This window comes from Aquimarina spinulae, from assembly GCF_943373825.1.
Taxonomy (GTDB): domain Bacteria; phylum Bacteroidota; class Bacteroidia; order Flavobacteriales; family Flavobacteriaceae; genus Aquimarina; species Aquimarina spinulae.
The window spans coordinates 1,280,742-1,305,884 of sequence record NZ_CALSBP010000001.1 but is presented as its reverse complement, the minus strand read 5'-3'; the positions used below and the strand labels follow the sequence as shown (position 1 = coordinate 1,305,884).

At 32.7% G+C, this 25,143-nt stretch carries 22 protein-coding genes; 12 read left to right on the top strand and 10 right to left on the bottom strand.

What is annotated here, in order from left to right:
- Positions 1 to 91 precede the first annotated feature (91 nt).
- From NNH57_RS05690 to lodA, 3 genes are read right to left on the bottom strand one after another with little or no spacing between them, the layout of a single operon-like run.
- Entirely contained in the window at positions 92 to 1,759 is a 1,668-nt protein-coding gene (locus NNH57_RS05690; RefSeq protein WP_074408267.1) for an FAD-binding oxidoreductase, read from the bottom strand.
- Positions 1,759 to 2,943: a lysine-epsilon-oxidase maturase LodB gene (gene lodB / locus NNH57_RS05685; protein ID WP_074408268.1), complete on the bottom strand. Its 1,185-nt coding sequence runs from the start codon at positions 2,941 to 2,943 to the stop codon at positions 1,759 to 1,761. The genes NNH57_RS05690 and lodB overlap by 1 nt, the downstream gene beginning before the upstream one ends.
- The gene (lodA, locus tag NNH57_RS05680) at positions 2,906 to 4,954 is read right to left on the bottom strand and encodes a CTQ-dependent lysine 6-oxidase LodA (protein WP_074408269.1); all 2,049 of its coding nucleotides are present in this window, start codon (positions 4,952 to 4,954) and stop codon (positions 2,906 to 2,908) included. Before lodA ends, lodB begins: the two co-directional genes overlap by 38 nt.
- A gap of 444 nt (positions 4,955 to 5,398) precedes the next feature.
- Here lodA and NNH57_RS05675 point away from each other — a divergent pair, with 444 nt between their 5' ends.
- Positions 5,399 to 6,169, top strand: coding sequence for a hypothetical protein (locus NNH57_RS05675; RefSeq protein ID WP_074408270.1), 771 nt, complete (start codon positions 5,399 to 5,401; stop codon positions 6,167 to 6,169).
- A gap of 103 nt (positions 6,170 to 6,272) precedes the next feature.
- Here the strand turns inward: NNH57_RS05675 and NNH57_RS05670 are convergent, their stop codons facing one another.
- Positions 6,273 to 6,647: a hypothetical protein gene (locus tag NNH57_RS05670; protein ID WP_074408271.1), complete on the bottom strand. Its 375-nt coding sequence runs from the start codon at positions 6,645 to 6,647 to the stop codon at positions 6,273 to 6,275.
- A gap of 111 nt (positions 6,648 to 6,758) precedes the next feature.
- Between NNH57_RS05670 and NNH57_RS05665 the strand changes: the two genes are divergently transcribed.
- Positions 6,759 to 7,430 carry an RNA polymerase sigma factor gene (locus NNH57_RS05665; RefSeq protein WP_074408272.1) on the top strand — a complete coding sequence of 224 codons (672 nt, stop codon included), beginning with the start codon at positions 6,759 to 6,761 and terminating at the stop codon, positions 7,428 to 7,430.
- Here NNH57_RS05665 and NNH57_RS05660 read toward each other — a convergent pair.
- Positions 7,427 to 9,049 (bottom strand): amidohydrolase, encoded by a 1,623-nt coding sequence (locus NNH57_RS05660; RefSeq protein ID WP_108808426.1) that lies wholly within the window; start codon positions 9,047 to 9,049, stop codon positions 7,427 to 7,429. The two genes, NNH57_RS05665 and NNH57_RS05660, sit on opposite strands and share 4 nt — an antisense overlap.
- 303 nt (positions 9,050 to 9,352) lie before the next feature.
- Between NNH57_RS05660 and NNH57_RS05655 the strand changes: the two genes are divergently transcribed.
- From NNH57_RS05655 to epsC, 5 genes are read left to right on the top strand one after another with little or no spacing between them, the layout of a single operon-like run.
- Positions 9,353 to 10,183 (top strand): class I SAM-dependent methyltransferase, encoded by an 831-nt coding sequence (locus NNH57_RS05655; protein ID WP_108808425.1) that lies wholly within the window; start codon positions 9,353 to 9,355, stop codon positions 10,181 to 10,183.
- 51 nt (positions 10,184 to 10,234) lie between these two features.
- On the top strand, positions 10,235 to 11,632 hold the full coding sequence (locus NNH57_RS05650; protein ID WP_108808424.1) for a nuclear transport factor 2 family protein: 1,398 nt from the start codon (positions 10,235 to 10,237) through the stop codon (positions 11,630 to 11,632).
- A gap of 4 nt (positions 11,633 to 11,636) precedes the next feature.
- Positions 11,637 to 12,392: a DUF6503 family protein gene (locus NNH57_RS05645; RefSeq protein ID WP_074408276.1), complete on the top strand. Its 756-nt coding sequence runs from the start codon at positions 11,637 to 11,639 to the stop codon at positions 12,390 to 12,392.
- Between the two features lie 4 nt (positions 12,393 to 12,396).
- On the top strand, positions 12,397 to 12,810 hold the full coding sequence (locus NNH57_RS05640; RefSeq protein ID WP_108808423.1) for a DoxX family protein: 414 nt from the start codon (positions 12,397 to 12,399) through the stop codon (positions 12,808 to 12,810).
- A 10-nt stretch (positions 12,811 to 12,820) separates the two neighbouring features.
- Positions 12,821 to 13,558 (top strand): serine O-acetyltransferase EpsC, encoded by a 738-nt coding sequence (epsC, locus tag NNH57_RS05635; protein WP_108808422.1) that lies wholly within the window; start codon positions 12,821 to 12,823, stop codon positions 13,556 to 13,558.
- Positions 13,559 to 13,575: 17 nt separating this feature from the next.
- Here epsC and NNH57_RS05630 read toward each other — a convergent pair whose 3' ends face one another.
- Both NNH57_RS05630 and NNH57_RS05625 read right to left on the bottom strand, forming a co-directional pair.
- Positions 13,576 to 14,271: a LytR/AlgR family response regulator transcription factor gene (locus tag NNH57_RS05630; RefSeq protein ID WP_074408279.1), complete on the bottom strand. Its 696-nt coding sequence runs from the start codon at positions 14,269 to 14,271 to the stop codon at positions 13,576 to 13,578.
- Positions 14,272 to 14,302: 31 nt separating this feature from the next.
- Positions 14,303 to 15,319: a sensor histidine kinase gene (locus NNH57_RS05625; protein ID WP_108808421.1), complete on the bottom strand. Its 1,017-nt coding sequence runs from the start codon at positions 15,317 to 15,319 to the stop codon at positions 14,303 to 14,305.
- Positions 15,320 to 15,549: 230 nt separating this feature from the next.
- Between NNH57_RS05625 and NNH57_RS05620 the strand changes: the two genes are divergently transcribed.
- Genes NNH57_RS05620 through NNH57_RS05610 form a run of 3 tightly spaced genes read left to right on the top strand, consistent with a single transcriptional unit; the run spans position 15,550 to position 19,336 of the window.
- The gene (locus NNH57_RS05620) at positions 15,550 to 16,554 is read left to right on the top strand and encodes an SMP-30/gluconolactonase/LRE family protein (protein WP_074408281.1); all 1,005 of its coding nucleotides are present in this window, start codon (positions 15,550 to 15,552) and stop codon (positions 16,552 to 16,554) included.
- 24 nt (positions 16,555 to 16,578) lie between these two features.
- The gene (locus NNH57_RS05615; protein ID WP_082994899.1) at positions 16,579 to 17,082 is read left to right on the top strand and encodes an ankyrin repeat domain-containing protein; all 504 of its coding nucleotides are present in this window, start codon (positions 16,579 to 16,581) and stop codon (positions 17,080 to 17,082) included.
- A gap of 28 nt (positions 17,083 to 17,110) precedes the next feature.
- The gene (locus tag NNH57_RS05610) at positions 17,111 to 19,336 is read left to right on the top strand and encodes a carbohydrate binding family 9 domain-containing protein (RefSeq protein WP_108808420.1); all 2,226 of its coding nucleotides are present in this window, start codon (positions 17,111 to 17,113) and stop codon (positions 19,334 to 19,336) included.
- 12 nt (positions 19,337 to 19,348) lie between these two features.
- Here NNH57_RS05610 and NNH57_RS05605 read toward each other — a convergent pair whose 3' ends face one another.
- From NNH57_RS05605 to NNH57_RS05595, 3 genes are all read right to left on the bottom strand, one after another.
- A complete protein-coding gene (locus NNH57_RS05605) occupies positions 19,349 to 20,467 on the bottom strand; it encodes a helix-turn-helix domain-containing protein (RefSeq protein WP_074408283.1) in 1,119 nt (372 codons plus the stop codon).
- A gap of 61 nt (positions 20,468 to 20,528) precedes the next feature.
- Positions 20,529 to 21,302: a LytR/AlgR family response regulator transcription factor gene (locus NNH57_RS05600; RefSeq protein ID WP_108808419.1), complete on the bottom strand. Its 774-nt coding sequence runs from the start codon at positions 21,300 to 21,302 to the stop codon at positions 20,529 to 20,531.
- A gap of 42 nt (positions 21,303 to 21,344) precedes the next feature.
- On the bottom strand, positions 21,345 to 22,388 hold the full coding sequence (locus NNH57_RS05595; RefSeq protein ID WP_074408284.1) for a sensor histidine kinase: 1,044 nt from the start codon (positions 22,386 to 22,388) through the stop codon (positions 21,345 to 21,347).
- A 232-nt stretch (positions 22,389 to 22,620) separates the two neighbouring features.
- On the opposite strand from NNH57_RS05595, the gene NNH57_RS05590 reads away from it, so the two are divergent.
- Together NNH57_RS05590 and NNH57_RS05585 are read left to right on the top strand one after the other, a co-directional pair.
- Complete coding sequence (locus NNH57_RS05590) at positions 22,621 to 23,820, top strand: hypothetical protein (RefSeq protein ID WP_108808418.1); 1,200 nt, start codon at positions 22,621 to 22,623, stop codon at positions 23,818 to 23,820.
- A gap of 173 nt (positions 23,821 to 23,993) precedes the next feature.
- A complete protein-coding gene (locus NNH57_RS05585) occupies positions 23,994 to 25,094 on the top strand; it encodes a nuclear transport factor 2 family protein (protein WP_108808417.1) in 1,101 nt (366 codons plus the stop codon).
- Positions 25,095 to 25,143: the final 49 nt, after the last annotated feature.

Here is a 25,143-nt window from a genome sequence, read left to right as displayed (position 1 = left end):
CGAGATAGCAATGGCCGAGATGAAGCGTTGGTAAAAACCCTTGTAGTTATGCCCAAATACTCAACAAGTGAAATTTGTCGTACCCCATTATTTAGATAATTGTTTTTCGGGTTCTAAAATGATTATATGGATCTTTGGAATAGGTTTCTTTTATTTCTTTTAAACGTTCATAACTTTTATCAAAATAAGTTTTAGTTGGGATTGAACTATCTTTAAAGCTTATAAAAGCCCCTGAAGTATTAGGAATATCAAAATCCCGACTGGTTTCTATCCAATCCAATGAGCGGTTTGTTCTATCATACACAAAGTTATCTTGAAATTCTTCCTTCTCCTCTTTTTTTGTATTCCACCAGCATTGATATTGTATAGTATATAGTTTGTCCTTATAAGGAAAAGCACTATCGGTATTTTCTGCATGTTTCATATAATAATCTCCAACAATAGCTCCTAAAGTCACATAAGTAAATAGTCCCAACTTTCTGTTACCATCTAAAATAAGGTTAGAAAATAAACTCTCGAACAAGGCTTTGTATCCATTTTTACCTTGAGCATCTAATCCACCAGTATTGACTAATCTTGATGTGATTTTATGAGGAGCAGGAATATCATAATCTGGTTGTAAAGGGGTTCCTTCTCTAAGCAACCCTAATTTATTTAAAATTTTGTTGTGTGATTCCCGGTCCCAGTTCCCCATTAAATGAGAACCATATTGGTTTTTATGTGCATAATCTGCTCCGGTTGCAGGTTCTATGGTAAGAGTATAAGGTGAAACTTTTTCTTTAAGATAATCATCTATAAACTTACATAAGCTGTTCTCATCTCCTTCCCAATATCCATAAAAAACACAATTATTATATACTGTGTGGATATTTACAGGTTCTCCTGTATCCCATGGTCTCCCATTTATTTTCAAGTTAGTTCCTATAAGGTTTGAAGTATTTGGTGACTCGATTAACTCTTCCCATTTTTGCAATATTTCAATTGTTGGCACTTCTTCATTTAATGTATCTGGTTCCTGATCTTCATAACAATTCCATTCTACCTCAAAACGATGTAGTACAGCGGGTAAGGTAAAGGTTTGTATACGCAATTCGGTTATGATACCATAGCTCATACCTCCACCTCCTCTAAGTGCCCATAGTAATTCAGGTACAGAACCATTTTTTACATCCAGCTTCTGCAGGGTTCCATCACCCAATAAAATATTGGCTCCAACCAGATGTTCACAGCACATTCCCATTTTACGGGTCCAAGGCCCCCAGCCACCTCCCATGGTAAAGCCAGCAATTCCTACAGTGGCACAAGTACCATGTGGAATCATCACATCTTGTTCTGCGAGCTTAGAAGTAAGCGTTTGAAAGCGGATACCTGGGCCTATACTGGCAATCTTGGTTATCGGATCTATAGTTAACGAAGCCATTTTTGAAACATCAATCAATACCACATTTGTCCCCGTACATTCTCCCTCATGATCATGTCCCCCAGCACGAACCCGAATTGGTAATTTGTTATCTATAGCAGCTTTATACGTAATTACTACATCAGATTCGTTTTCGCAATACACGATAACAAAAGGATTGTATTGAAGTCTTCTATTAAAAATTTGACTATTCTTATTATGTTTATACACGTTATCTAATTCTCCCCAATTGGTCGATATTGTTATATTTGATGGAATATGGCTATTCAGTTCTTTTAAAAATGCATCAATATTGTCTTTCAGTAGTTCTGAAACTGTGTGTAAAGGTTCTTGTATCATCAGTATGATTTCATTTTTGATTTTATAGTATTACTCATTAGTCTTTGTTGCCAAAATTCGGATTCTTTCCAGCGTTGTTCTGTTGTATAAAACTGATTTTTAGTCTGTTGATAATCTTTATAAATAGCATCGATATTGTGTTGATAATCTAACCTATATGTATTGTCCTTGCTATTTTCAAAATCAATGATCGTTTTGGAAGCGTGACAAGCTGAACTAAGGGCAAATCCAATTCCCATAGAAGAAATGGGGTCAAAAGACGCTATGGCATCACCAACAGCGATATAATTTTTTACAGGAGTAATATCTACCAGTTTTGAAAAAGCATTCCGTACCCAGGGCGATTGATATGCCGCCCCCTGTTTTACTTTATTTTTGATATATCTAGTATTTAAAAGTAATTGATTAAATTGATGTGTTTTCTGAAGTTGCTTTTCCTTTGCAATTCCTGCATCTGTAAATAGTGTTAGCCCTATTTTGTCATTGGGTAAGGTAGCACAGTACCACCAACCTTCTTCTACTGTTTCTAATAACACTTCTTGTGCAGGTGTTTTTCCTTTTTCAAAAGTTACAAAAGCCCCTATTGCTACTAATTCATCACTTTTTAGCGGTTTTAATCCCAAATTTCTGGACACTGCATTTTGCCGTCCTGTAGCATCAACCAAAAAGTTTGCCTTCACCAAAATATCACCTTTGGTTTTATGCTTAAGTTCAATCGTCCAGTCTCCTTCTTTGGTTTGCTTAAAATCAATACATCTGGTTCTGGGTAAAATGCTTGCTCCTCTTTGACCAGCTCGTTCTAATAATAATAAATCAAAAGCTTTCCGATCCAGTTGTATACTATCCTCTACTGTGCTTGAAATGGAATGTCTCGAGGACAGATTAGCACTACCCCAGGCAGCTACGTGGTTATAACCATATATAAAGCTGTTTGTTTCAAAATCTGTTCGATGGATATCCACATAAGCAAGTAAGTCAAATATTGCCGGGCTTACCTGTTCCCCTACCCTTAAGGTATCTAAATCACTTTGTTCAACGATCATTACCTTAAGATCTGAATATTTTAATAAACTTAATGCGGTGGAAGCCCCTGCCGGGCCTCCTCCTACAATAAGTACATCTGTTTCAAAATGATATGCCATTGTATTACCTTCTGCTTCTTGTTCCAGATCGAGGCATTTCAAGCCCTTCTGGTGCTATTTCAATCTTATTAAACACGACCATTTCTAAGTGCTCTATCAATAGTTTTGCCTTACTACTTTTCTTCTTTACTTCATGCTTATTCTGCTCAATAAAAAATACAGGTATAGTGGTGTCATTATCTGCATCATTTCCAGTAATCTCTCCTACGGGTACTTCTTTATAAGAGAATTGTTCATTATTTCTTTCGGTCTCTACAATATATGGATATCCTGGAGTTGCCCCATTTTTATCTCTGATAAACCCAAGTGCATACCAATACTCAACCATTTGTACAAAACTGTTGATACCACGAGCATAATTAACCTGTTGTCCTGCAGGTAAGTGCGTTTGTCCTTGTCCCTTATCTGTAAATTCACCTACGATCACATCCCAAGGGCTTTGTGGCGGCCACCAATATGTATAGTAAGTAGGTGGTAACGGAACATTAGTCCCATTACTAAGTGTTATTTTATTGATCGAGGGTACGGTAAAATTGATATACTGGACTGTACATTGAAAAAAGTCGGCTTGCCATGGGCATGCCATTCTTTTGGTTAAATCTCCAGGTTCACAACCACCACCTTCACTCTCATCTCTAGAAGGGTTCAATCCATGTTGCGCATAATACTCTTCATTTTCATACTGTTTGATTACATACGGTGCCTCATAAATTACATCATTTTGCATACTCCATGTAACTTCAATACCAGGACACATCGGTAACCCTACACAGTTTCCTACTCCTACCGTATCCATTGGATTGATAGGATATGCTTGTGGAGTTTCATTATTAACAAATTTTCCTTCTGCCCATTGTCCTAATAAAAACAATTGGGTTTCATTTAATGCCATAAATTTATTGACATTGATATTGCTTACAGAATTACTACCAGAATTCAATGGCATCATCGGAAAGATATCACCTCCATTTTCTTTAAACAATTGTTGTTGTGGTAAATGTGGAGGCACTGGCGGTTGGGCATCATTGTTTCTGAAATAAGATAGATATTGCTTACGGTTTTCTTTATTTCCATCTGATGGATCAGAAAAATCAAAAATGTTACTAGTAAATGCCATCATCGACTGAACGTTGGAAACCCATTGGTAACGACTTATCCTATTGATAATAGGAAGTATGTCTCTTTTAAAATCTACAATAAAACTGGTATTCCATTCACCTGTAGCCTTTGAATACATATCTGGATCCAAATCAAAATTACGTACCCCAACATCAAACATCGTATCACTTAGGGTAGAAATATTTACAATCTCTGGAGCAAAATCAGGAGATCCTACAATCACCCATGCTGAAAGCTTATATTCATTATCATCTGTATCTGTAACGGTACAATATACCGTTCCATCAGAAATATCATCGTGCCAGGTATTAGAGCCTCCATAACTTGTTAAGGGTTCATTTCCTCCTGCATGCCCGTATCCACCAAATACAATGAGTCGTCCTTTATCATCTGTCAATAAATCTCCTAATTTTTCTACAGGTAATCCATATTTCACCTTTGAAGGAGGGAATCGTGCTGGATATCCATTTGGTACATTTTCCTCATCAAAAGCGATTGATTTATTCTTTCCCAGGATAGTTCTAGGTCCTGGGTCTATAATCAAGGTTTGTCTATCGGTCGTATCAGGATTTCGTAAAGGTACTCCACGATTTTCATAACTGTTTTCAGAACCGAATAATAAATTTCCTTCCAGTTCACTAAACTGATACCAGGCAGCTTTTTTATTCGCCAAATGCACTGTCCATTCAATAGATTTGATATGCTCAGAATCCAGAGTGATTTCATTCTGATTTCCGTCAAATATTTTAAAAGGCTGACCTTGTCTTTTAATAAGACCTTTGGCATCTTTAAATTCTTTGATTGGCCCTGTTAGATTCCCATGTTCATCACAATCAAAAGGAAGTCCTCCTATCTGATCTGGTGATAAACAAAGTTCAGTTGTACTGTTTCCTAATCGGGCAACTCCAATAGATGGGTGAATGGATAATTGCATTTGATTTTAATTTTTTGGTTAATTTTTGGTTTTAAGATCTAGAATATGTTTAAAAAGATTTTTTTTAGAAAATGCTATTTACATGTTTGTAACTATACTCATTTTTCAAAAAATAAGACTTTCATAAGTTTGATATGAAAAGTATTCCTATACTAAATGTACTTAAAAATCAGCCTTCAATACTATTGAAAATTCTAAAAAAATGTCTTTATCTGTAAAAACACGTATAAATACGGTTATAGGGCTGTATTTAACCCACCCTACACAAGTATCTTAAAATCAAATACATACGCAAGTTCTCAAAGATCAAAGCTTTCTTAACAGCATTGATGGTACAATCTTTGTGGCAAAGAAATCATTTAACAAAACAACGTTAAACTAGAAATAAGACGTAATATAAATTCGTTTACTTATCTAGTCATAACCTCTTTAAAAAGAAATCCTGTGCAAATAACAAAGCTCTTTGGTTACCTGTTGATCTCTTCTTTTATTCTCATTGGATGTTCTGACGATGACGATAATACATTAACTACAAGTGCCTTACAAGCAAACAACATGAAACCTCTGGGTAGCTCTGCGAATGATCTACTAAGTGCAACCAATTTTAATAGCATAACTATAGAAATAATAGCTGTACAAGGATTCGAACCTACCTCGCAAGCAATACAAGGGTTTAGAGAATTTTTACAAGATCGATTATTTAAACCCGACGGAATTACAATCACACAACGTTCTATACCTTCTTCTGGTAAAGCCCCTTTTTCTATTGAAGAGATTGCAGAAATAGAAAACACTACCAGAACACTATTTAATAAGGAAGATGATATCACTGTATATGTATATTTTGCAGATGGAAGTAAAGAAAATGACACTAATGAGCAAGTAACTTTAGGTTCTGCGTACCTAAATACCTCGATGGTAATTTATGAAGGTACATTGCGTGCATTAAGTGTAAGGCCAAATTCTCCTTCTCTTAGCGCCATAGAAACTGCTACGCTAAACCATGAATTTTCTCATCTAATGGGACTGGTAAATCTGGGTACTCCTTTACAATCTGAACATGAAGATCCAGATGCAAGTAATCACTGTAATGTATCAAACTGTTTGATGGAAGCCGCAATAGAATTTGGTAGTGGGATGATGGGTATGGGTGATGTAATTCCAGAACTAGATGCCCAATGCATTGCCGATCTGCAAGCAAATGGAGGAAAGTAAAATAAGAAAGCACCACCTTTTTATACTGATGATGCTTTCTTGAAAAAAATCACTGGCATTCCTAATACGCTAATCTTTCTCTTTTTTAATCTGCTTATAATTTTTATTGTTCGACTATAGAATCTGCTAATTTCACTAATGAGAATGCTCCTATTGCCATCACAATATCTCTTACCGCTACATCAATATAATGCCCGCTAAATAGAAGAGTTAATGCTATAGCTAATAACCATCCCATAACTACATATCCACCTATCTTGGGGCGATAAAGCACTAAAATACCTGCTATAATTTCGATCACTCCCACAATACTCATAAATGTTTTGGCTTCAAAAGGTAATATAGTTGCGAATCCAGGAGAAACGTACTGACTCCAATCTGTAAGTATATTGATAAATTTGTCTAATCCAGCAACTATGGGCACAAGGCCATATGTATATTTTAGTAGTGTAAAAACTGTCTTAATCTGCGAATCCATAATTTCAAATATTTTTTTGTTATTCGGTTTTTAGATAAAAAATCCACTTTTTGGTTACAAAGTTTTGTAACTTTTTATGCAGTTTTTCATCTAAGCTATAAATAACAAGCTATGGAACCCATTAAAATCAATGATTATAAAACTCATAAAATATCAGATTCTGATGTAATATGCCGTATTCATTCTGGAGAAAAAGAGCTGTATGAAATCTTACTAAGAAGAAATAATCAAAAACTATATCGAGTTATTCGAAGTTATATAAATGATCTTGCAGAAATTGAAGACATAATGCAAAACACATATTTAAAAGCCTATGAAAAACTCTACCAGTTTAAGCACAACTCGCAATTCTCTACCTGGTTGATACGAATTGGAATAAATGAAACTCTAGCTCGATTAAAAACAAAAGGAAAATATCTTAATTTATATAAATCTGAAAATAGCGTATCGAATGATTTTGTTCTCGAGATTCCTGATACTGAACAATTAAATCCCGAAAAAAAAATGATCCGACAAGAAGCAAAACAGATCTTAGAAAAAACTATTGATCTACTAGATGTAAAATATCGAACCGTTTATGTTCTTAGAGAAATTGAAGGAATGAGTATGGCCGAAATATCAGATTGTTTGGGGTTAACAGTTTCTAATGTAAAGGTTCGCCTACATCGTGCCAAAGAGATGATTAGAGAAGAACTCTATGAACTCTCTCAGGATACCGATATCTTCGAATTTGGATTTAGTAAATGTGATACTATCGTAGATAAGGTAATGAATGCTATCTAATACACCTTTTCTCCATCAATATAAGTAGCTTTCACTTTTATATTTGGAATTTGGTCTTCATCAATTTCCATAATATTATCTTCAAGGATTACAAAATCTGCAAATTTACCTGCAGTTATGCTTCCTTTTTCGTATTCTTCAAAGTTACTGTAAGCTGCCCAAAGCGTCATTCCTTTTAGAGTTTCTTCTCTACTAAGTGCATTTTCTTTTTGAAACCCACCTTCTGGATATTGCTTTAGATCTTTTCGGGCTACCGCAGCATAAAAAGTATAGAATGGACTTACATGCTCTACAGGATAGTCTGTACCCAAAGCAATTCTACCCGTTTTTTCTAATAATTTTTTATATGCGTATGCTCCTTTTATACGTTCTTCTCCTAATCGTTCATCTGCCCAATACATATCACTTGTAGCATGAGTTGGTTGTACACTCATGACCAGATTATTATTAAGGATTTCAAATTCTTCGGGAGCCACCACCTGGGCATGCTCTACTCTCCATCTTCTATCTGATTTATTTTGAAGCACATCATAATACGTTTTCATTACTACTGCATTGGCCGAGTCCCCAATAGCATGAGTATTCATCTGAAAAGGTGATCCTGCTAATCGTTTTGCCAGAGTTTTAAAATCATCATTTCCGATGACCATAGCTCCATAATGATTTTCCTTATCTGCATATGGTCGTTTTAGTGTAGCTCCTCTAGATCCTAAGGCTCCATCTGCATATACTTTGAAAGAAGAAACATTTAACTTATCTGTTTTATGTACTCCACTCTTTAGATAATGATCTACATATTCGGGCACATTACTTACCATAGCATACATCCTTATTTTAAGTTCATTTATTTTCTGTAAACTATCTACTAGTGTAATTACTTCGGGGCTCAATCCCGCATCATCTACAGTTGTTAATCCATACCCAAAATTAATTTTTTCGGCATCTTTTAAAGCCTGTATTTGCTCCTTTACTGTAGGTTTAGGGATAACTGCACCAATCAACCCCATAGGATTATCGATTAATACACCAGTAAGTTTTCCATCTTTTTGAAGTATCTCTCCCCCTTCTACTTTGGTATTTACAGTAATTTTAGCAAGATCTAATGCTTTTTGATTTGCTATCATTGCATGGCCATCTACTCGGGTTACCGCCACAGGAGTATCAGGAAACAAGCTATCTAATTTTTCTTTGGTCGGAAATTCTTTTACCTCCCAATCATTTTGATCCCATCCTCGTCCGGTAATAAATGATACATTTTTTTCTTTCTGAAAAGCTACAATCCTATCCAATACTTCTGCATAACTTTTGGTCCCCATCAGGTCTACTTTTTGCTGTTGTAACCCAAGGCCATAAAAATGACAATGTGCATCAATCAATCCAGGTACTATTGTTTTTCCTCCTGCATCCAAAGTATTAGCTGTCGTATATCCCTTTAAGATTTCATCGTTACTCCCTACAGCAATAAATTTACCCCCTTTTATGGCAAATGCCTCTGCTTTTGGATTCGTATCCTCTACAGTATATACATTTGCATTAATAACCAATACGTCTACTTCAACTGGTTTTTTGCAAGAAAAAAGTAATACAGTAATAACTAATAGTAAGGATAATTTTTTCATTATTGTCGAGTTTTTAAAGTTCTAAATGTAAATATATCTTATGGGTGTAGTGGTTAAGATTTTCTTAATATAATAAGAATCCTACTTTAAACCATATCCGTGTTCAAATTCATAAAAACTGTTAAGAGTTGTCTCATTTCATAAAAGTGAGACTGTTTGATACCAAAACTCACGATTTATTCATAAAAGGAAACGATACTTTTGAGATCGTAATACTAACAATCATCATAAAAGAATCAATCAAAAAACGAATAGAGATATTACATAGTCTTTTGGCAACGGCTATACCTTAAAAACAAATTTATGAATACAAACTTACCAAAGGATCATGCTTCAATACAGTATTATGATAGTGATTACCCTTCAGAAGAACACTCTGTTTTTTCTAAAAACTTCGATGATACTGTTTCCTCACAAGGTCTTAAACATGATGTCGATCGTTTTCTTGAATTTGCAACAAAAAATAATGGAGAGGTTCTCGAATTATGTTGTGGGTCTGGCCGTGTAACTATACCATTGGCCAAAGCAGGTCATCGAGTTACTGGAGTTGATAACTCTAGAGGTATATTAGAACAATTTGAACATAATTTACAAAGAGAAGATGAAGACATCCGTCAAAACATACAACTGGTAGAACAGGACATAACCACATTAAGTCTGGATAAAACAGATTACAAATTGGTAATATGTGCGTTTAATAGTCTAATGTGTATTCCTGATTTTGATAGTCAATGTAAGGCATTATCTAGCATTTACAATCATATGTCTAAAGGTGGATTAATAGCAATAGACCTTATGAATCCATTTATTTTAAACCTATCTGGTGATGCCATACCTAAACCATTTTTTACAAGAAAAAATTCTCACACCGGTAATTCGTATACAAGATTTGCAGCATCTGGACCTATGAATAAAAACCAAGTCCAGGAATTATATGGCTGGTATGATGAAGTACTTTCTGACGGTACAGTAAAACGTAAAAACTATAGTATGAAATGGCGTATTATATTTCCTTTTGAAATCAAACTAATGCTTAAACAAGTCGGGTTTAACATAAAAACTATAGAAGGTGGTCACCAAAAAGAACCTTATACTACTGATGCTAAGAAAATGTTTATTGTAGCAGAAAAATAAGGAATTGGGAAGTACCAAAATTTATACCTCATACTATTAATAATACTTTAAATGATAAATAAGAGCAAATACATAAAATGTAGACATATTGTTGTACTATATATTATTTTGATATTCAATTATTCTTTGATTGCGCAATCTAAAGTTTCAGGTATTGAAACCACTACGTATTTTGAATTTCATAATAACTTCTGGATTAATCTTCATTTCTATTTGTATGAAACTGCTGCTGCATCCTACGAAAAACCATTAGATAAGCTGGTTAAAAAAGAGGTTTGGCAAAAACTTAGTCAAAAAGAAAAACTACTTTTTCAAAAAACCATAACCTACTATAAAGATCATATAGATTTAAAAAATCATTTCAACCAGGAATTGATAGGGTTTAGAAAATGGATCATCAACTATACTGAGCAGGACATGCTTCCTGAATCCAGGTTCGAAATTCTTTTCATAAAAAACCTCAACGATTTTAAACGAATCTATAGTACTCATTTTTGGAAAACTCATCGACAAATCAATACCGATAAGTTGCAGGAGAATATTGATCTTATCAAAAAAACAGAAGATTTTATCATTTCTCGAATCGCAAAATTGGCTCAGGCAAAATGGCAGGATACCAAAATACGCATCGATCTTTCGATAAAAAGTCCGGGAGGCGGCGCTTTTACATTAAGTCGAACTCCCAGCTCTATTGTACTAAGTACTATTATTAATTATCCAGAAATAGCAGGTGATTGGGTAGAAACCTTGTTTCATGAAGCAAGTCATACTGTAATAAAAGGACGAAAAGGAGCTATCGCAGAAAGTATAAATAGAGTAAGTGAAAAGTTAAAAGTAAAGCCTCCAAAAAATCTCTGGCATGCCATATTGTTTTACATAACAGGTAAAGTAAGCCAGAAAGCATTTTTAGGACAAGGAATTAATGAGTATACAATATATATGGATCGTGAAAACATTTTTAGTTTTTATCATAATGCAATATATAAGCATTTTACTTCTTATCTTGTTGAAGAAACCGATCTGGATATTGCAATAGAAAACGTAATTAATTCTGTATCTGATAAGCTAGAGCTTGCCCGTACAATTACTACTTTTAATACTGCTTTTAAAGAAGGTAATGTTGCAAAACTTGAAAGCTTGATAACCGATAATTATCGGCATACTAACGGAACATCAAAATCAATAGGAAAAAATGCCTGGTTAGAATATTTAAAAAAGAGAAAAAAAGATATCGATGATGGTCGTTTGGTAGTTACTAATTATGACATGAAGGAAACGCAACTCGAGCTATATGAAAACTTTGCAATTATTACAGCAAAAATAATAACCACCGATATCAAAGAAAGAAATCCTATAGAAAATCAATATAGAGTATCCCACGTCTGGATAAAAGAAGGAAATATATGGAAACGAGCAGGGTTTCATGACAGTAAAATTGAATTAAAATAAAAATATGAAAATCAAACTTATCAAAACATCTCATCTATTTGTTCTGGGCACATTGATTTGTTTGGGTTGCACTACCCAAAAAGAAGAAAAACAACTAGATACTCAAGTCATTCTTCAAAAAAGCATAAAAACGTACGACCCCGATAATCATTGGTCGATGACAAATCTCAAAGTTCATATTCAAGAACCACGCTTATCTAATCCCCACAGGTATTCTATCTTAAAAATGAACAATAAAGATAATAGCTTCGAATTAACAAGAAATAGAGATCTGCATATTTCTACACATATAATAGACGAAAAAGGAATCTCAAGAACACTTTTGGATGGAGAGATTAATACAGATAGTATTCAAATAAAAAAATATCGACTACAACCTGAACGAAATCTTAACTACCAAAAATTTTATCAGCATTTAATTGGTTTACCGATGTCTCTAAATGATGCAACAGTTGATACTTTTGGTAAAGCAAGTAAAGCTATATTTAACGACACCGATAGTTATAAAATTGAACTTGTCTTAAAAGAAATTGTATTTTCTAAACACTGGAATGTATTTATTTCTCAAAAAGATTATACCCTATTGGGTATCGAAATTGTATTTCCCGATGACCCTGCAAAAGGAGAACGCCTTTATTTTTCTGGTGAGATTATCATTGAAGGAGTTAAAATTCCAAGAATACGACATTGGCACGAATATGATACTGATGCTTATTCGGGATCCGATATCATAGTGAAAGAGGTAGTTCTCAATAAGTAAATGTATGAGTAGAATATATGATTTGAAAGAAAAATTAAGCTCCAGAGCATATATTGGAATTTTCATTCTACGAATTTTTGTGAGTTTGCGTTTGCTATATGGAGTAATAGACAATATCGTTAGTTGGGAACAAATGTTAGAATTTTCTGGTTTTCTTCACATCAACGGTTTTCCTTTTCCTGTAATTAGTGCTATCCTATCTGTGTATATACAAGCTATAGGTGGCTTGTTGATTCTTATCGGTTATCATATACGATTAGCTTCATTAGTTCTGGTAATAAACTTTATAATAGCGGCACTAGTACATATACGTCTTGGTGATAGTATTGAGGCCATGACACCAGCATTGGCTATATTATTCTGTTGTCTTGCCTTTATATTTATGGGATCGGGTAAACTATCTATAAGTAAACCTTAAACTTTAAAAAATGACAGGCAATATTTGGGATAGAATTCGATTAGAATTAGAAAACACTTTAGAACCGATTGCAAAGAAAATTTTAGATCAATACGAAAAACAATGCAAGGACTTAGCAGATGTTTTAACCATCATACTAAGTAAAAAGCTTTCTGATGATCTTATAACTTCTAACGAGTTAGCCGCTATTTTTAAGGAGATTCTCACTGATAACATAGAACTAAAAGATACTTTTAAGCAAGATCTCACCTCCTATTTCGAAAGAGATTTTGCCTGCATCCATTATTTTGAAGTATTGTTTTTTTTCAGGGGATACCAAGCATTACAAGCGCATCGATTTTCTCATGAACTATTCAAAAAAGGAAATCTGGTAACTGCTAAATGGTTACAAAATCGAATTTTTGAAACCTATGCAATCGATATACATCCTGCAGCAAAAATCGGGAAAGGCTTGGTAATAGACCATGGGATAGGCGTTGTTATAGGAGAAACTTGCGAAATTGAGGATGATGTATTTATTTTTCATAATGTCACCTTGGGTAGTACTGGAAAAACAGAAGGAAAACGGCACCCAAAAATCTGTTCTAACGTAGTTATTGGAGCGGGTGCTACGATATTAGGGAATATAACTATAGGGGCACATTCTAATATTGCTGCCGGAGCTGTAGTGTTAAAAGATACAGCATCAGGCATCACAGTTGCAGGAATACCAGCAAAACCTAAAGGAAAGGCAAATAAAATACAATAATTTTCTCAAGAGAAACCTTAGGACTTCTCTAAAAAAGACAATAATGCATTTCGATATGTTAAGCTTATTGGGATATGTCTTTTTTTAATTTCTACATACTCTTTGGTATATGTTTTTATTTTTTCGGTATTTACAATATAAGATCTATGTATGCGCATAAAAGAAAAAGAAGGTAATCGTTGTACGAGATCACTCAGTTTTTCATAGACAACCAAAGTATGTTCTGTTGTATGAATTTTGACATAGTTACTTAAACCTTCGATATATAATAATTCTGAAAAATTAATTTTAACCATTTTTTTATCAGCTTTCACAAAAATATGATCTACTACAGGTATAGACGTGACCGTAGTATTTGAAAAATCAGGGTTAATTTTCTGAATAGCTTTTAAAAATCGATCAAAAGAAAAAGGCTTTAACAGATAATCAACTGCACTTAAATCGAAGCCTTCTAGAGCAAACTCACGATGTGCAGTTGTAAATATGATTTTAATTTTATGCTCTACAATTTTGGCTAGATTTAAGCCCGAAAGCTTGGGCATTTCAATATCTAAAAACATCACATCTACCGAATGATTCTGGATATAATCCAAGACTTCAAGAGCATTTTTAAACTCTCCTGTTAGATCCAAAGTAGAGACATCTCCAATATATTTTTTTAAAATATTTCTTGCAGTCTGTTCATCATCTACTATAATACATCGAAGCTTCATCTGTCTCTTTTATTTTTTGCAACTTACCTTATCAAATAGCAATTTTTAATACAATAGTATATAATCTTTCTTCATCTTTAATATCTAATTGATATTGATCATTATATAGGATATCTAGTCTTTTTTTGATGTTCTGTAAACCAATTCCTTTTAGTGAAGAATCTTCTAAAGTAGCTTCTGGTTTTGAGTTTATAACTTCATAAATTAGTTGATTATTTACTACCTCTAATTTAACAATTATATGAGCAATTTTGGTTTCGTTTTTTAAACTATGTTTAAATGCATTTTCTACAAATGGCACTAAAATAAGAGGAGGAATAGATACCGGATCTATATGTTCGGGAATAGAAACCTGTACATCTACCCTATCTTCAAAACGAGATTTTTCTAAATCAATAAAGTCATTTAGCAAACTAATTTCTTTTTCTAAAAGAATAAATTTTTGAGAACTCTCGTATAAAGAAAAGCTAAGGAAATCTGATAACTTAAGTATAAGTTCGGGGGCTTTTTTTGAGCTTTCTAAAGATAGTCCGTAGATATTATTTAAAGTGTTAAAAAGAAAATGAGGATTAATTTGTGATTTTAGATACTTCAATTCTGATTGCAATTTTTCATTTTCAAGAGTTTTAGCCCTCTTTTGTAACTCTGCTACTTTCCAAATAATCGAAATTCCAATAATAAAAATTAAAGGAGAAGCTATGATCATAGAAGCCTGTAAAAACTTATACGGTAGCCACATTCCAGAATCCGTCATATTAGGATAGAGAATGGATAATATCTCATAATTAATAATTCGTTGAATAAATCCAGAGACTATTAATGTGAGTATAGTATACACAAAATATTTTACCGTTTTACCTTGCAATAAGAGTTTTGGCAACAGAATAAAATAATTAAAATATACGATAATAAGTCGCATCGGCATATTCATAAGCTCAAAAGCCAATGCCTCGGTATATTTCCCTTTATAACTAGCTTCAACAATAGTAAATATTGCGGTATATACAATCCAAAAACCAATATGAAACCAAATGCTTTTAATCTTCATTGATAACAAAGCTATATGATTTTTGGTTTTCAGTCCTACCCAAATCCATAATTTATGCAAATCTATAATTTACTTATGCGTAATCAACTCACATAAGTACAATGCAATTACACATTAAAAAAGAAGAGTTTAATATAAAATCGATCTTCTCAATTCCTTTATCAAATACATTCGTCTAGGAAGAAAAAAAATAAACATTATCCACCTCACATATTTTTAAAACAAAAGAGATGAAAACAGTTATTTATATCATTTTTTTTATCGGATTTGGTTTTTATGGTAGTGCACAAAAACCAAATGAGCAATTCAACAAAAGTTTTATAGCCTATACGATTCCCGAAAAAGATCTATTACCCGAAAACGTGGCTTATGATCCCGCAGATATGTCTTTTTATATAGGAAGTACCCGAAAAGGAAAAATTATAAAACGATCCAAAGACGGGACATATCGTGATTTTGTAAAACCACAACAAGACGGTTTACATATGATTATCGGGATGAAAATTGATCCGATACGAAGACACTTATGGGTATGTAGCTCTGGAGGAAGTAATCTTATAGGGTATAGTAGAAAAGATAAAAACGAGGGACGTCCTGCGGGGATTTTTAAATATGATTTGCAAACAGGAAAACTCATCAAAAAATATTGGATCGATATCCCAGGAGAAGTTCATTTCTTTAATGATATCGTTTTAGATACATCGGGAAATCTGTATGCTACACATATGTTTTCTAACCCTATGATATATACCATTCAGAATAATGAAGATGAACTAAAAGTCTTAACTTATCTTTCTGAAATAAAATACCCTAATGGAATTACTATTTCTGATAACAATACCCATCTATTTATAGCACATTCTGAAGGAATTACTCGCATTCATATCAAAACCAAAAAAAAAGAAAATATACAATATCCTAAGAGTACAGATACAACTAATAGCAAAAGCATAGACGGATTATACTTTTATAAAAACTCTTTGATCGGTATACAACCTGGTAAAAACTCGGTTAAAAAATTCGTCCTCAATACAGAGCAAAGTGCTATTACAAAAACTGTATTACTAGAACACAATCACCCTATAATGAACAATCCTACAACAGGAGTTTTGGTAGATCGCGAATTGTATTACATCGCAAACGCACAATTCGGAAGCTTTAATAAAGACGGATCACTATTCCCTATGGAAAAATTATACGAACCCACCATTTTAAAAGTAAAACTAGATGACTAATAACATCTTATAAAAACACTAATTATGGACAGGAAACAATTTTTAACTACTGGTGTATTAACTACTGGACTATATATTGCAGCTCCGCATGTGATATTTTCGAAAGAACAGGAAAAACCACAATTAGACAAAAAAATAGTGCAGAATTTTGTTGGCGCTGGACATAAAAGTTTAGAAACAGTAAAAGAATTATTAGCACAACACCCTACACTGATCAATGCTGCACATGATTGGAGAGGTGGAGATTTTGAAACATGTTTGGGAGCCGCAAGTCATGTTGGATATAAAAAACTGGCTCAATACCTATTAGATAATGGAGCTCAAGCTAATGTATTTACTGCTGCTCTTTTTGGAAAGATCGACATCATCAAATCGATACTAAAGTTTTCTCCCGGAACACTACATGCAAAAGGACCGCACGGATATACTCTTCTTCATCATGCAGAACGAGGAGGTGAAGAATCAAAAGAAGTTGCCGAGTATCTAAAATCTTTAGGTCTAAAGAAGACAAAAATAGACCTCTTTTAAACAATCAAAAAACGAACAGAAAAATCAAATGAGGTCTATTTTTATCGTATTTATGCTGGTGAGCGTAGTATCATCGGCACAAGAAATTATTGATATTCCGTTAGGAAAAAGTGCTATTACTTTGGATGGAAAATTAGAAGAGAACGCATGGAGCGATGCTTTAGAATTTTCTGACTTTAAGCAAATAGATCCTAATATAGGAACTCCGGCATCAGAGCAAGTTATAGTAAAAATTCTATACGATAAGGAATATCTCTATGTAGGTGGAATTATTAATTTTAGAGATCCTTCTCAAATATTCGCCACAACACTAGAAAGAGATGTAGCTCAAGTAAAAGACGATTATTTTCAAATACATATCGACACTTACAATGATAAAATAAATACGCTCATTTTTAGAACAAATCCATTGAGTGCGCGACAGGATATGGAAGTAAGCCGTAATGGAGAAGAGTTTAATACTTCGTGGAATACCTTTTGGGATGTTAAATCACTCATTACAGAAAAAGGGTGGAGTACAGAAATGAGGATTCCGTTTTCATCGTTACGATATGAAAAATCTTCTGAGAATATGATGAGGATTAAAGCAACGGTAAAATATAAAGAGATCAATGAGCGTATAACATCTCATCTTAAAAATATAGATATTGGTAATGCACTACATCATTTTACAAATGCCCAAGAAATACGCTTTACAGGTTTACCGGTAACAAAACCACTATATATAACTCCGTATATAAAGGCAAATGCTATTCGGGAAAACCTCATTAACGAAGAAGGCACAGCATATGAAAGCAGCACTACCATTTTAGAACGTAAACAATATGCAGATCATCAGGTATTAGATAAGATATTGAGTAATACGGGATTAGATGTAAAATTTAAGCCTAATGCAAATCATACGATAGATTTTACATTAAACACCGATTTTGCAGAGGTAGAAGCAGATGATCGAATCGTTAATATTTCTCGTTTCCCAATATTTTTAAATGAAAAGCGATTGTTTTTCCTTGAAAACGCTGATATCTTCAACTCTAATCAATTTGATCATCGCTTATTTCATTCCAGACGAATTGGTATTCAGGATGGTGCTTCAATTCCTATTATAGGTGGTATTCGATTTACAGGCGGGAATACAAAATGGCAATACGGGCTTTTATCAATGCAAACACATGAGGTAAATGAAGTAGCTGCTTCTGCTAATAAGAGCGTAACCCGAATTAAAAAAAACATAGGGAAACTAGGGTCATATATTGGTTTTATAAATACCAATTCATTAAGTAGTGAAGACCATAATCATTTAATGGCTATAGATGCAAATATTCGTTTAACCAATACCGTTAGAACTCAATTAACAGTAGGTACAACCTTTGATAAAGAAAAAGGAGATTGGAAACCAATGTATGGAGCTTCAATAAACACATTTAAGAACAATGGTTTTGGACTGCAATACAGGTTTCGGGAATACACAGAAAACTTCGACCCTAAATTGGGTTTTGTCTCTCAACCAAATACCAAACGTTTAACATTAAATCATGGGTGGAGAAAGTCATTTACCAATCATTCATTCTTGCAATTTTTTTCGATAGGTCATTATTTTAGAAAAAACTGGTTGTCTAATTCTGGTAATCACGATTTTTTTCAAACGAATTTCTACATGACAGCGATACATAAAAAAGGACATCGTTTAACCATGTTTTTTCCTATCTATCAAGAAGATAATTTATATCGTGATTGGGAAATAGCAGAAGGAGTAACTATTCCTGCTGCACAGTACAAGATGTGGAAATTTAATCCTATTTTTATTTCTGGAGATGCAAAACCATATAAGGTTACATTAGATACAGAAATAGGAGAGTTTTATGGCGGAAACCAGTTTACTATGTCGTATAATGTTTCTTATGATTTTAGCACACTCTTTCAAGCTCAATTAGGAGGTACATATAATAATCTTAGGTTTCCTGAAGAGTATGTTAGTGAAACCTCTAGAAAACTAAATTTAAGTCGGTATTTTTCGAGGTTAAAATTCAATTTATCTTCAAAAACATCATTAAACTCTTATGTGCAATACGATACACGAAGTGATCGGTTAGGGTGGAATCTTAGGTTTAGATATAACCCTACAGAAGGTACAGATCTATATGTCGTCTATAACCATAATGCCAATACTAATAGAAATGCATTGCAACCCAGATTGCCATTTACAGATAATCAAATACTGATTATCAAATTTTCTAAAACCTTTATACGATGACCCCTTTTTAATCTATTCTAATAATTTATTACGTATTACACCTGCCTTATACTCATTAGGAGTTATACCAGTATGTTTCTTAAAAACTCTATAGAATGTTGCTTTAGAATTAAATCCTGATAATAAAGCAATACTGGCCAGGTCATAATTATTATACTTTTCTTCTTTCAGATTATTTTTAAATTCTTTAATTCTATATTCATTCACAAAATCAGTAAAACTAGAATATCCTTTTTCGATCAAAACAGATCGAATTGCAGATTTGGTAATCCCCGAAGAAAGAGATAATTCGTCTATAGTGAGGTTTGGGTTTTTAAACACTTCGTTGGCAGAGAAAAATTCTTTGATATGTATAAAAACATCTGCATTTTTTTGAAAGTCATTCACAGGTTGATGTATAGAAGCTATCAGAAAATATTTTTTTACCCATTGCAATTCTGTAATCCCGTAAAAGAGTAAGAATATAAAAAGAAGCATATATATAGGAACAGCCCAATATTCATAATAAGGTAATACAACAGTTTCTGTTAAGTTCTCAATGATGCTAACATCGGTATAAATACTAAGAAATAATATAAATCCCGGTATAATGGTAAACAATAAATGAGTATTTACTATGGTATAAAAACTTTGAAATCTAATTTTTGATTTTTCTTTTAAGTTTATTCTTATATGCTGTTTAAATTCTTTTATCCCTAAAATGAAATAAGAAATTAACAGGGTCCAGTAGAAAAAATATCCCACTGCTTTTAACCTTACAATCATTGAATCTTCCTGGCTTATAAAAAAATAACGATAAAGAGACAATCCAAATAAAGCAAATGGAAGTATTAAATGAATCCATTCTTTTTTATGGTTCCATTTTTTACTTAACGATTTTAAATAAAGGTATAAAATGGGTCCATAAAAATACCCTTTCCATCCTCCAAAAAAAGCATACATGTAAGGTTCTTTTTTGAAGAAATCACTAAAAATAAGAGCTATATGTGCATTAGCTACAAGAAGGCAGTATATCCCCAGAAAGACATTTTTTGTATTTTTTGTAAATACATTTACAGAGCCTACTACTACTAATTGAATTGTAATACATAGCTGGATACCAATAAAAATCTCATTCCAATGATACATCATATAAAAATAGCTTTTTCTTTTTTTATCCTCATAAAAAGAAAAGTTTTATCATGTTTATCTCCTATTTTCCGTCGAGTATAAGTTTTAACCATCTCGATCGTTCTGGGCTCAAATGTATTTCATCGTGGTATTCTGGAGTTAACAGTACCGATAATTGACCGGGTTTTGAAGGGGTTAATTTCTTTATTGCGTTTATGTTTACCAAAAGTTGCCTGTTTAATCGAATAAATTCTTTAGGGTTAATTATCGTTTGTAATTGGTTTAAAGAATCATCTAAAGGAAATAATTTTCCATCTAAAAGCTTTGCAAAAACCAATTCGTCTCTATAGAAATACGCTATATCACTTATTTTTACTGGCGTCATACTATTTCCTGATTTCAGTAAAAACCGTTCCTTATACACTATTTTTTCTTCTTTTTGTATGCGTTGAAGTAAATCTATATTTCTAATAATCCATTCATCTGCTTCTTTGACTCGGCTTTTAAAGAATTTTCTTAATGCGTTTTGTAAATCTTCCTTATTAATAGGTTTTAGTAGATAATCAATTCCTGTTGTTTTAAAAGCTTGTATAGCATATTCATCATAAGCGGTAATAAAAATAATAGGAGCATCGATGATAACTTCTTTCAATATGTCAAAAGAAATCCCGTCGGATAGGTGAATATCCATAAAAATTAGATCTGGATGTTTATTTGATCTAAACCAATCTATACTTTCTGTTACTGTAGAAATTGAAGCAATGACAGAAATATCTGTACTGATCCTAGCAATTAGCTTTATTAGATGATCTCTGGCAGTTGCTTCATCTTCTATTATCACTGTCTTAATTTTCACTCATTTAATTTTTTATAATCTATTGATACTAAATAAAAAAATTTAAACATTGCTGTTTGTTTCATTGGTTGTTGGCAGTAAAGGTATAGATACTCTAAACTCATCTTTGGTATTCGAAATAATCACCTTATTCTCGGTAAGGAAATCATATCGTTTTGTTATATTTTCTAATCCAGTGCCGGTAGTACCAGCTGTACGTTTAGGATTATTGTTGTTTTTTACTGTAAAATAGTTTTCTGTTACTTCAAAGTGAATGTGTAACGGTGATCGTTCATCTATTCTATTATGTTTTACGGCATTTTCAATAAGTTGTTGTAACACTAATGGAGGAACGCTTTTATATTCAAAAAATGCTGAATCTACTGCATCATGTACTTTTAGAGCAGTTTTATAGCGTTGTTCAATAAGTAAAAGATATTGTCGTGCCATCTCGTATTCACGTGATATAGGTATAATTGCCTTTTCATTATTTTGCAGAATATATCTATATACCGATGCTATATTTTTCAGAAACCTTTGTGCCAGTTCACCATCCTCATCAATTAAGTAATATAACGTATTAAAGTTATTGAACATGAAATGTGGATCGAGTTGATTTTTTAGAATTGATAAATTTGCCTTTATAATTTCCTTTTTGAATTGTTCATTTTGTATATGAGAAATGTAGTACTGATTTTTCCAGTTAAATGTCAGCAAAATAAGGCCGAAGATCATACAAATTGCCAGCCCGGTCAAAGCAGAGAATATCACATGTTGTATCATAGGAGGTTCACTACCGAGGATCAAATAGTCTAACCATTTATAAAAATAAAAAAAGATTGTATAGATAACTGTTCCTCCAATACTACTTCCAAAAAAGATCCAAATAGAGTTTAGGTTCTTTTGCACCAGCTTTTTCTGAAACTCATGAATTACTTCAAAACTTAAGTAAATAATAGACATCCATAACAACAAAAAAAGTAGATCTACTTTAGGAGCTTCTCTAAATTTTGATGCAATTGCTATAATGCTAAACATAACTATCCCTACAATAAAAACGATAACAAGTCGCCATCCCAGTGATATTTTAGGTGTTTCTATATTCATATCGAATCTTTTTACACTAATAAAAATAGGCAATTGAAGGCAAAATCTATTTTATGAAAGCAGATTTACTCTACCTTTTCATAATCGTATCGTCATGTTCATATCCTATATTGCATAGTTTATCCTTTAAAAAAATAAGTTCGAGAGTATAATATTAGGGTTCGTGATATTCTTCAAAAAAACACAGAGCAAACGAAGTATTTTTGAAGTATCAATCTCAAAATAATATGCAATGAAAACTATTTTTTCTTTAATTCTAAGTATTACCTTTTTATCTACAACATTCATATACTCACAGGATAAAATTGATTTATCAAAGTACAGTTTTCAGATAGAGGATCTCAAAAATGATATATTTTTATCCTTCACAAAACAGCGATTAAAAAATAGTCAATTTGTATTTGTAGGAGAACAGCACGGCATTAAGGAAGCAGGGCTTTTTACAAACACAATATACAATATCGCACAACCTTTTGGTTATCATACGCTCTGTATAGAAACAGATGCTATAGCTGCAGAAAAAATAACGACCATAGCCTCATCTAATGACCCTATCGGTAACGCAAAAAAATTACATCAGGAGTTTCCTTTTGCTATTCCTTTTTATAATAATGAAGATGATTATGATCTGTTTACCAATGTAATTAAAAAGAAAGGAATGCTCTGGGGGATTGACCAAACTTTTATGGTTCAGTTTCGTCTTAATTTTGATTATATTATTTCTACTACAGATAATACACCTTTAAAAGAAAAACTACAGGAATTAAAAAAGGAGGCCAACGAAGGTTATCAATATGCTATAGCTAATAAAAAGTACGGAGCGACCTACATTTTTAAATATAACGAAGCTTTACACAAATCGTTGCTAGAACTAGCTACTGATGCCAAAGAAATCGAAATTTTAAAACAACTGTGGAAAACTAAGGAAATATACGCCTATAATATGATCACCAAAGAGTATTATAAAAATAACAATACGCGAAGTCAATTAATGAAACGTAATTTTTTAAACTATTATGATAACACAAAAGATCGTAATACTACTCCAAAAGTGATCTTTAAACTAGGAGCTAATCATGCGGCAAAAGGGCTAAATCGAACTAATATTTATGATATTTCTAATATGGCTAGTGAATTGGCTATTACCAACAAAATGCATTCGTTGCATTACCTTGTGATGGGTATAACCGGAAAAGCAGCTATGGGAAATCCATTTACTCCTAATCCTGTAGTGCCATTTGATAATACTAAAGATTTTCCTGAAGAAATTCAAAAAGTTATACCAACCATAACCAAAAAGTATTATGTACTGGATTTAGTTTCTTTAAGACCTCTTGCTTATGCTAATTTTTCTGATGCCTTTAAGAAAACTATATTTAGATATGATGTTCTTGTCCTAGTACAAAATGCCGAAGCATTTAAGGGTTTTTGATGGTATGACTCTATATTTTATTCTGTGAATTACTTTTAATATTGTAACGTCTCCCTGTTATTTTCGAATTTTTAAAATTTTCCTTAACAAACCTTTATTAATTACCTATACAAGTAATTGTTACTTTTAAGAATGTAAGAGAAATATTTTCAGGATACTTTAATCACAATATTATGAATAAAATAACTGCTGTATTATTAGTGCTTTCCATTTTATCATGTCAAAAACCAGTTGACATTAAAGCCGAAAAGCATAAAATTCAATCACTAATGGATCTGGTAGAAAAAGCTCATTTTAACAAAGATGCCAATCAGTTTTATCAACCTAATGCAGAAGAGTGGTATGATGTTAGAAAAGGCAGTATACAACGAATAAAAAAATCGGATAGGATTTCGGGTACTCAATCATATTTGGATACTATGGAATTTCACCAACTAGTTAAACGTGATGATCCTATTATTGAAATATCTGATGATGGTTCTATGGCTAGCTATATTGGATCAGTGACTGTAAAAGGGATTTTAGAGGATGAACCTGTATATTGGGTAGTTTCCTGGCAAAGTGTTCTAAAAAAAATCGATAATGAATGGAAAATCATTAGCACTGCCAATACCGAGGCCGATGCGCATACTACTGCAGAAATAGTTTTGAATCAAGTAAGAACTAATTTGGGTATTTCTGGCGACTCTGATATAGCTTCTATCTATGCTCTAGCAGATTGTAAAGGCCCCAATAATTCTTTTAAAACTCTTATACTATCTAGAGAAACCGATGGGAGAATGGAACAAGTTAATAACAAGGACCATAGTATTATAAAACATGGAAAAAACACCTCATGGTATTATGACGTAAACACACAATCACTTACCGAGTCTTTAAGTACTGAAATGCAAATATTTGCACGAGGTCATGAATTACATTGGTTAAGTTTTAAACCCGAAACCCGATATGCCACTCCTGTTTTAAAGGGATTTACTAAATTTCAGAATCAAACTGCATTTCATATTCAATTTAAGGATAACGCTAATAGACCTGTTAATTTTTATTATGCTTTCAATTCCTTTCTTCCATTAGGTTTTGATATCAATACGAATGAAAAAGGAGATTTGGTAACTGTTATTTTTAAAGATTGGGAAAAAATAAATGGGATCTCTGTTTTTAAACAATCAACCTTTATTCAAGGTACTGATTTATATAACTACAATTTTATCGACATCAAAATAAATCAAGTCAGGGATCAGGACTTTAAAAGTAAAACAGGTTTAATAAAGTAAATCTTGGCTTAGTCATTTATAGATCTAAACAATAGAATTCAATCCTAAT